General features: G+C 58.2%; 8 protein-coding genes. 3 read left to right on the top strand and 5 right to left on the bottom strand.

Features of this window, described 5'->3' with window-relative positions; genetic code table 11:
* Window positions 1–35: 35 nt before the first annotated feature.
* Both LI953_RS14925 and LI953_RS14920 read right to left on the bottom strand, forming a co-directional pair.
* Window positions 36–1,457: an APC family permease gene (locus LI953_RS14925; protein ID WP_227076891.1), complete on the bottom strand. Its 1,422-nt coding sequence runs from the start codon at window positions 1,455–1,457 to the stop codon at window positions 36–38.
* Between the two features lie 35 nt (window positions 1,458–1,492).
* The gene (locus tag LI953_RS14920) at window positions 1,493–2,536 is read right to left on the bottom strand and encodes a P1 family peptidase (protein WP_227076892.1); all 1,044 of its coding nucleotides are present in this window, start codon (window positions 2,534–2,536) and stop codon (window positions 1,493–1,495) included.
* A 201-nt stretch (window positions 2,537–2,737) separates the two neighbouring features.
* Between LI953_RS14920 and LI953_RS14915 the strand changes: the two genes are divergently transcribed.
* The 3 genes from LI953_RS14915 to LI953_RS14905 all read left to right on the top strand — a co-directional run bounded on the left by LI953_RS14915 (window position 2,738) and on the right by LI953_RS14905 (window position 4,954).
* Entirely contained in the window at window positions 2,738–3,568 is an 831-nt protein-coding gene (locus tag LI953_RS14915; protein ID WP_227076890.1) for a helix-turn-helix transcriptional regulator, read from the top strand.
* A gap of 299 nt (window positions 3,569–3,867) precedes the next feature.
* The gene (locus LI953_RS14910) at window positions 3,868–4,629 is read left to right on the top strand and encodes a hypothetical protein (RefSeq protein WP_227076889.1); all 762 of its coding nucleotides are present in this window, start codon (window positions 3,868–3,870) and stop codon (window positions 4,627–4,629) included.
* Between the two features lie 184 nt (window positions 4,630–4,813).
* Window positions 4,814–4,954, top strand: coding sequence for a hypothetical protein (locus LI953_RS14905; protein WP_227076888.1), 141 nt, complete (start codon window positions 4,814–4,816; stop codon window positions 4,952–4,954).
* A 123-nt stretch (window positions 4,955–5,077) separates the two neighbouring features.
* Here LI953_RS14905 and LI953_RS14900 read toward each other — a convergent pair whose 3' ends face one another.
* The 3 genes from LI953_RS14900 to LI953_RS14890 all read right to left on the bottom strand — a co-directional run.
* On the bottom strand, window positions 5,078–5,662 hold the full coding sequence (locus LI953_RS14900) for a hypothetical protein (RefSeq protein WP_227076887.1): 585 nt from the start codon (window positions 5,660–5,662) through the stop codon (window positions 5,078–5,080).
* A gap of 373 nt (window positions 5,663–6,035) precedes the next feature.
* Window positions 6,036–6,737 carry a site-specific integrase gene (locus tag LI953_RS14895; protein WP_227076886.1) on the bottom strand — a complete coding sequence of 234 codons (702 nt, stop codon included), beginning with the start codon at window positions 6,735–6,737 and terminating at the stop codon, window positions 6,036–6,038.
* Window positions 6,738–6,761: 24 nt separating this feature from the next.
* Window positions 6,762–7,203, bottom strand: a 442-nt coding sequence (locus tag LI953_RS14890; RefSeq protein ID WP_227076885.1) for a hypothetical protein, incomplete at its 5' end; no start/stop codon positions are given.

Below are 7,203 nucleotides of genomic sequence, written 5' to 3'. Positions count from 1 at the left end.
GCTCATTCGTACTCAGTTGCGGTCGCTGCAGAGGATTAATCCTCTGGTCCGCGCAGCACCCAGGCCCCTTTACGCCGCAGTACGAAAAGATAGTAAACGGCTGAGGCGATGATCACACCAAGCGTGGTAAGAAGGCTCGGCCGGCCAATCACGGGGTCCTGCCAGTTGGCATAGATCACATAGAACAACATCAGGATGGCCGTGATGGGTGCCAGCGGGAAAAGCGGCATCCGGTAATGACCATGGTCTGTGGTACGCTGCTTGCGGCCGAGCATCACAGCATAACATATGGCGGCATAGATAGCGACCAGCCCCGTCCCCGTTATAACGAACAGGACCGTCTCATTGACGAAGCATGCGCCGACCGCAAACGCCCCGCAGAGCAGAGTCGCAATATGGGGCGAGTGGAACCGCGGATGGGTTTGCACCAGCAGATCATCAATCCCAAGCGGCCAGACATTATCCCGCGCCGTACTGAAGACCATACGGGCGGCCGCAAGAATGCAGGCGATCATTGCGTTAAAGATGGCCAGCGCGATGCCAAGGCTTATGAATGTATTCATGGTTGAACCGGCACGGCTCGCAATAAAGTCGCCAAACATGTTCGAGGAACCAAAAAGACTTTTCAGGTCAGGCGCGCCCAGCAGCACAGCGGTCAGAGGGGCGAGTTCACAGAGCACGGTAATTCCCAAGGCCATGAGAATGGCGTGACCGATCTTCTTCGTCGCGTCATGCATTTCCTCCCCGAAATATACGGCGGAGCCATATCCGTTATAGGCAAATATGGCGATCGTTACGCCCATGCCGATCAGCCCCACCGGCGTTCTCACAAGGCCATTTGTTCCGAGCATAATGGGATGGAAAATGAGATCGGTAATCGGGCGGTTGACATGCACTAACCCGAACACGACGAGAAGAACGAGCGCGAGAACCTCGATCACAAGGAAAGTTCCGGTGATCACCGCATTGCTTCTGATGTTCAGGGTTGAGATGAGTGTTGCGAGAATGACCGAGACCACGGCCGTTGGCACAGCTTCCAAATGCGGGAACAACACCGTGAGATAACTACTGAGGCCCAGTGCAAACACCGCAGGAATTAGAATGCTGCTTAGCGTGTTGACGCCCAAGACGATAAATCCCGCAAGGGGTCCGACAAGGCGGCCGACGATTGCATACTCGCCACCTGTCAAAGGAAAGGCCGAAGCAAGTTCCGCATAGACAAGTGACATGCACACGCCGATGACCGCCGCAAGAATCATACTCAAAAATGCGCCCGAACCGGCAGTTTGCACGATACCGGGAATAATAATGAATACGGAGGAGGCGGGCGACACGGCTGAGAGGGTGATTAGTAACGTTCCAAGAATCTTCATGCTGCGATGAAGATTTTGGGTAGGCAACGTCGTAGGTGCTTCGATGACGAGTTCGACTTTTCTTGTGGACATTGTTTTCCCCATTTTTATTCGCCGTGGCGTTGAATTCTTGCGTCGTTTTAGAATTTCAGATGCGGCGGGATCAGCCCAACCAGCCTGTCCGGGTCGATGGCGTGCGCGATATGCCCGTGCTTTCCGATCATGGTTTCAGCAGCGAGCATCGCGTTCAAAATAGCTTCATCCACGCTTTCTACCGTGGCGGTGAACAGCCCATCCATGTCATCGCTGCCTATAGCGTCAAATCGGACCATAGCCGGCTCCGGCAATTCTCCGGGGTCGTTCGCCGTCGAAAAAGCCATGAATATATCGCCGGAGTTATTGCCCGAAACCGTGCCTCCGCGGCCGATGCCGATGCTCGCACGCCGCGCGATACGTTCAAGCTGGGATGGAATCAACGGTGCATCGGTGGCGATGATAACGATGATGGAGCCTCTTTCTGACGACCACATCGCATTCTCTGGCATCAGCTCTCCAATCGGGACACCGCACACTTTTAACCAGGGGCGCAGCCCGTGATTCGCCTGGACCAACACACCTAAACGGTACATACCCGCGCGCAGCGGTACAGCGCGAGAGGCCGTGCCGGTGCCGCCTTTGAACTCGTAGGTGATCATTCCGGTTCCGCCACCGACATTGCCTTCGGCTACAGGCCCATCTGAAGCGCTATTGATAGCGTTCAGCACGTGATCTTCCTGAACATGTAAACCGGCTATATCGTTCAGCCACCCATCAAACGTCTCTCCAACGACAGGGAGCGGCCACACCGTCTCGCCGATTTTCTCTGGAAACCGTTGGGCCAGCCATCTGCTCGTCGCGTGATGTGCGATGCCCAGCGAGCATGTATTAGTGATCGTAATCGGCCCGGTGAACGACCCTGCTTCACGTATCCAGTGGCAGCCTGTCAATTCTCCATTGCCGTTCATTGAGAATGTTCCGGCCCAAACGGGATGCAGCAAATGCCGTGAGGGGCGAGGTAAAATTGCGGTCACGCCGGTCCGGACTGGCCCGTGATCGGAGATGAGTGTTGTAAATCCCACACTAACACCGGGCACATCCGTGATTGCGTTCAGCGGACCTGGCGTACCTGGTACAGGCAGACTCAAGCCGCGCGCACGCCGGCGCCCATTAGGTGAGATTAACAGTGCATTTGCTGCATCTGCTTGCAATTCCGTCTGCAATGCCTTCTCCGATCACTGTTTTCTGATTTGGACCCGATAAATCATGTTGGCGGATCTCCGCGGGCACTGGTATTCCCTTGGTGGGTTATGCCAGTATGATTTTTGCAACCCGTTGGGGGTAGAGAAATGGACATCTCGATCGCGGACCTTGGCTTTCACCAGCGTCTTGGCCATTTGTTGGGGGCGTTGAACAGCGAAAAATTCTGGCCGTCGCTTTCGGGTTTTTTGCGGAATTCCGTTCCGTTTGATTCATGGGTGGCGATGGTGTTCCGTACGAACATGTCCCCCATCGTTTTATACGAAGGTGATAGTGATATGGTCGAAGATGCTCTATTTGCCGACTATGTCTGCAGTCTCTATCTGCTCGATCCATTTTATTCTTTTTCGCAACAAATGGAGATCAACGGCAGGATGACGCCTGGCCTTTATAGGTTAGATGAAGTAGCACCGGAGCATTTTCGGGAAACCGATTATTACCGGCGTTATTTTGTCCATAATGTGGTATCCGATGAAGTGCAGTATCTTCTAAATCTTCCGCGTTTTGGCAGGCTCTCTCTTTCTCTTGGTCGCCGCAGCCGTTTTACCGAGGAAGAAATAGGCGCCTTGATTCTGTACACGCCTTGGATGATTCCTCTCATGCATCACGGCGCACTAGCCGATGGAAATGGCGTGCTGTCATTAGCCGCCAGTGCTGTTCCGGAGAATCGCCAAGCTTTACTTGAAGAGCGGTTGCGCGAAAGCGGCTCTCCGCATCTCACAAACCGGGAAGTGGAAGTTGCCCTGCTGCTGCTGGCAGGCCATTCCACAAAGGGAATTGCAAATAAAATCGGAATCTCACCAGAAACGATCAAGGCACATCGCCGGAACTTATATGATAAGTTGGGTGTCTCCACCCATGCGGGTCTTTTCGCTCTGTTCATGGCTATCGACGTGCCTCAGGTTCGAAATTCACGTTAAGCGCTATGAACAGGTCCTGCGCATGTGACGGCCCCATTTTGTTCCCGCTAGGCCATCGCGACCAATATCCGGTTTTGGGAAAGCGCCCGAGGAGCGGGAGTGACCAAAATGGGCGCCTTGCGCCCCGAGTCATCCACCGACTCCCCGGGCGAATCGTTACTTCTGGCGAAGGCGCTCGGCGTCCTGGGGACAACATCGGCCAGTTACTTGCCCTCTTGGGTCTCACTCCCGCTTATGCGGCTTGCGTCATTGGCCGGTTGGCTGGAAGAAAATAGACGAGAACGCCATTTTGGACACCGATGCCACCGACAATCACCATTCCCACCAATGGCCCGGCCTACCTGCCGGGTGCCCGCCTTCTGGCCATCCTGGCCTATCCTCCGGCATCCGACGCCGATCAAAAATGGCGCCGCGCGGAACTCGCCATTTGCCGGGCGGCCCTGCTTGTCACCCAGGAGCTCGACCCAGACTGGGCAAAGCGGGAGCAGACAATTATCCCTGAACATCTGCTGTACCCCGCAACTGACCTCACCAAGCAGCTCGACAAAATCGCGACGTTACACCGCCACCGGCTGGGTACTGCCCAAGTCGCGATGCCTATGCTCAAACAAGCTCTACGCGTCGCCCAAGGCGCTCCGGCGGAAAACCGCCGAAATGCCACCCTGGACTCCCGCATCCAGCACGTCCTGGAAGGGGAGGAAGCCCGCAAAGAGTGGCTGTCAGAACAACAACTGACGGCCGAAGGGCGCTTTCCAGAGGATGATCATAATTTTGAGAACCGCGTGTTCCGCCTTTCCCTGCCCGTGCTGCATCTTGCAGCGGCCCTGGCAGTAGCCATCGATCGTAGCCAAAAAGAATTCCGCCGGAACCCGGCACAAGCTCCAGCCAGCGCTAAGGCGGATATAGGCGGCCTGCAAATCCACACAGGCCATTTGCTCACTGAGCCTGAGTTGGTCCGCTGGATCATCAACGCCGCCATCGAGTACGAGGGGCTGCTCCCCTTGCTCAAAAAGCCCGCGATCAAGGATTTCGTCAGGTTGCGGATGTCTGAAACCGCATAGCGAAGGGGCTAAAAAGGGTCACAAAATCGACCGGTCCTGACCCTCGGGCGACCAGCGTGATCACCATGCTGCCGCCATGCAGCCCTCCCATGGCCAAGACAAACTCGCCAAGTCCCCGCAATACGGTTCCGCGGAATACAGCGGCCCCCTGGTATGTCCTGTTCCTGACCGGCCTCCTCATCCCTTGCGCCCCAACGTCAAGAACGCGGTGATGCGCCTGATCGAGGCCATGGCGCGTCTGGAAATTCGGGAAACTCTCACCGCCGAAGCAGCCTCTAAAACGCAGAACGCTCCGACCGCTGTGAGCGATCGCGGCGAACTGTAGGCCGAGCAGAACGAGATCTTGCCCGGACACGCGGGCAGCGCTCATGGCGGCGCGGGGGTGCCGTTGTCACCGGGCGCTAAAACGCCAAACGCTCCAATCGCGCGGGGCGATTGGAGCGTGGCGTCAGAGAGGCGACAAGGGCGGGAGCTCAGGCACAATCTCGCGCAGCTGATTGAACAGCGCGGTGATGTCCTGGGCGACCGCCTCTATGCCGCAGTCGATGCGCAGGAACCCCGGCACCAGCTTGGCCTTGGTCATACGATCAAGGCCCGGAGCGTTCGGCTCGATGTGCTGCTCGCAGAATTGCTGGGTCGCGCTCCGGACAAAGGCGAACGAGCGGGCCAGTTGTTCGGTCGCGGCTTGCAGCGACGCGCCGTCGCGCACTGAAGCCTTGGCAACTGTGCAATCAGGCATGCCGAGCAACTCATTGATCGGCACGTTCAGATGCCGTGACAGCGTGACATACGTCAGAACCGACAACATCTTGCTGTGGCCGTTCCGCACATTATAAAACGCGTTGGCATTCTTGAAGCCGCATCGCTCGGCGATCTCCTTGAGATTGAGGCCGGTTCTGCTGAGCGCGGCGAACAGCGCGGTTTTAAGGCGCTCTGCCTCCGCCGCATCGTTGAGTTCGCGCCCCTTGCGGGCGCGTGTTTGCACCAGGGGCAGAACCTCGCGGTTCGTGCCCGGTTGGGTGTCTTCCGTCATGAAATTGTCCTTGGAAGAGGCTGATGGGCCGGTCAGGCGCCAAGAGGGCAGCTGGCGGGCAGATCCAAACACGCATGCCGGGCAGGAAAAACCTGCCCGGATACCGGACGTATCAGCCTAAAAAGGGGATCTGCAGATAAATATATAGCAAAACGAAACGAAAAAGGCAAGAATAATCTATTGATTTAATTGGAAAATAACATCAATTTTGGCAAAGATTGCGGTTTTGGGGGCAGGGTCACAGCTCATCTAATGACCATATCGGGGACGTTGCTGCCCCCAGGCACCTGCCAACGGACTCCCAGAGTAACACTTCCGAGCGGGCTCCGGGCTGCCTGGAACGATCAGCATAGCCGCCATGGAGGTCTTCCTATCAGCGCCATTCAAAGGCTCTCCTCGCGGCGGCCTGGGTCCGCTCCCGCTCCTCCCGGAGATCATGCTGCAACTTCAGGGCGGCGTCACGTTGCCGGGCCCGCCGGTAATGGGTCTGGACCACCTCCTCGCTGACGCCCAGCACCACGGCGGCCAAGCCGGGGTTGAGCGGGTCGGCGGCGGCGAGCGAACTGGCCATGGCGTGACGCGCGGTATGCGGACCAAAGCCGTGCCCGAATGCCTGCAGGGACTGCCGGAACAGCATGGTTTGCACTGCCTGGCAGGTCATGGCGCCGCCCGCGCCATTGCCCCACACCGCGTCACAGGCACCCGGATCCAGCAGTAAAGGCCGGATTTCCGTCAGGTAGCGGTCGACGTAAGCGGTGAGCTGCGGCGGGACCGCGTATTCCTGGTCGCGCTTGTTTTTCACGATGCCGCTTTGCAGCCGCACCCGGTACTCCCCGTTCAGCCTGAACAGGTTGTTCGCCAGCCGCATTTTCGACAGCGAGCCGACCCGCGGCGCCAGACAGGCAAATACGGCAATGATCAGGCCATTGCGGTAATCGCGGCCCAGCCGCAGCCGCTCGTGCGGCGCGGCCGGCCAATCCGCCTGGGCCGGGACCTGCATCAAGCGGACGCCCCAATCGAAGAGCTGCCGGGTGGTCGGCAGAAAGGCTTTTTCCACAGGCTCGTCCGGCAGCAAGACATCCAGCGAGACGCCGTCCGGTCACGTGATCCAGTCGAAGTCAGAGGCGGGCGCCATGATCCGCAGCGCCGTGCGCAGGTGGAACAGCCGGCTCTTGATCGTTCGATTTTTATTCTTTCTCTTGCGCATGAACGCGACAAAGTCAGCCATGGTTGCCAGCGTCACCCGTTCCGCCGGGCCACAGGCCGGATCGAGCGGCCCATACACCGCCCGCGCGGCGAGGAACCAGCCATAGCCTTTGGCCGCATGCTCTAGGGACTTCGCGCTCAGCGTCTCGGCGTGGCGCCGGCGGCGGCGCAATCCCGTGACGGGCTTGGTGCCCTCATGCCACAGGGCGCGGTCCAGCGGCGGCCAATTCTCAACGGTGATGAGCAGCTTGGACGGCCTCGGGTTACGGCTCATGCCCGCCCCCCAGGCGCCCGCGGTTTGCGCCGATGGAAGGCGCCCAGCGCTATGATCTTGC

It is taken from the genome of Acidocella sp. KAb 2-4, from assembly GCF_020567705.1.
In the GTDB taxonomy this organism is placed as follows: Bacteria; Pseudomonadota; Alphaproteobacteria; order Acetobacterales; family Acetobacteraceae; genus Acidocella.
This window is presented reverse-complemented; position numbering and strand designations above follow the sequence as displayed.

Coding starts and splice junctions, on each gene's coding strand:
- LI953_RS14900 (WP_227076887.1), bottom strand. CDS start 5,662: ATGACGGAAGACACCCAACCGGGCACGAACCGCGAGGTTCTGCCCCTG.
- LI953_RS14925 (WP_227076891.1), bottom strand. CDS start 1,457: ATGGGGAAAACAATGTCCACAAGAAAAGTCGAACTCGTCATCGAAGCA.
- LI953_RS14915 (WP_227076890.1), top strand. CDS start 2,738: ATGGACATCTCGATCGCGGACCTTGGCTTTCACCAGCGTCTTGGCCAT.
- LI953_RS14910 (WP_227076889.1), top strand. CDS start 3,868: ATGCCACCGACAATCACCATTCCCACCAATGGCCCGGCCTACCTGCCG.